Below are 1,064 nucleotides of genomic sequence, written 5' to 3'. Positions count from 1 at the left end.
GCTCCAGAAGATGTCGATGCCCGAACCCGCCAACGAACCAGCCAACCGTCCTTCAACTTGCCCGACGTGACCGTAGGCGTCTGAATCCAACACTTGCTGGTGGTGTAGCAACCGCTCGTTGAGGTCTCACCGGTGCCGGACCAGATCAGCCCTGTGCCCTGGTCGGTCTTGCCCGGGTCATGTTCGACCTGCGCCTCAAGCCGCAACTGCCGCGAATCCGCATCCCCGCCATAAGCGGAGAACGACGGCTGCGTAGAGGTCAAGGTCCACAGCCCCGCCACCGACTGCCCGGGAGAGGCCGACAGATCCGACACCACCGGCTTGGAGGTGTCCACCTTCGCGGACTGCCACTCCGACCACGGGCCCGACACAGACGAGGAAGTAGTAGCCCGAACCCGCCAGCGAACCAGCCAGCCGTCCTTCAACTTGCCCGACGTGACCGTAGGCGTCTGAATCCAACACTTACTCGTCGTGTAACAAGTGCTGGTCGACAGATCGCCCGCACCCGACCAGATCAACCCCGTACCCTGATCGGTCTTACCCGGGTCATGCTCAACCTGCGCCTCAAGCCGCAACTGCCGCGAATCCGCATCCCCACCGTAGGCCGAGAACGACGGCTGGGCCGACGCCAGCGTCCACATCCCGGACGCCGACTGCCCCGGAGAGGCCGACAGCTCGGACACCACGGGTTTGGTGGCGTCCACCCGTCCGGCCTGCCACTCAGACCAGGGGCCGGTGGCTTCGGAGGAGGTGATGGCGCGGACCCGCCAGCGGACCAGCCATCCGTCCTTCAACTTGCCGGACGTGACCGTAGGTGTCTGAATCCAGCACTTACTCGTCGTGTAACAGGTACCGGTCGACAGATCGCCAGAACCCCACCAGATCAGCCCGGAACCCTGGCTGGCAGCCGAGGGGTCGTGCTCCACCTGTGCTTCCAGCCGCAACTGCCGCGATTCGGGATCGCCGCCGTAGGCGGAGAAGGACGGCTGAGTCGAAGGCAGCGTCCACAACCCCGCCACCGACTGCCCCGGAGAAGCCGACAGATCCGACACCACCGGCTTGGA

The 1,064-nt window shown here is 65.1% G+C and carries 1 protein-coding gene; it reads right to left on the bottom strand.

Going from position 1 to position 1,064, the window contains the following annotated elements:
• Positions 1 to 1,064: hypothetical protein (locus tag ACFYY8_RS42125; protein ID WP_390050700.1), on the bottom strand; the 1,064-nt coding region annotated here is incomplete at both ends.

Source organism: Streptosporangium sp. NPDC001559 (assembly GCF_042893955.1).
In the GTDB taxonomy this organism is placed as follows: Bacteria; Actinomycetota; Actinomycetes; order Streptosporangiales; family Streptosporangiaceae; genus Streptosporangium.
Note: the sequence above shows the minus strand (reverse complement) of the source record. Positions and strands in the feature narration are given on the sequence as shown.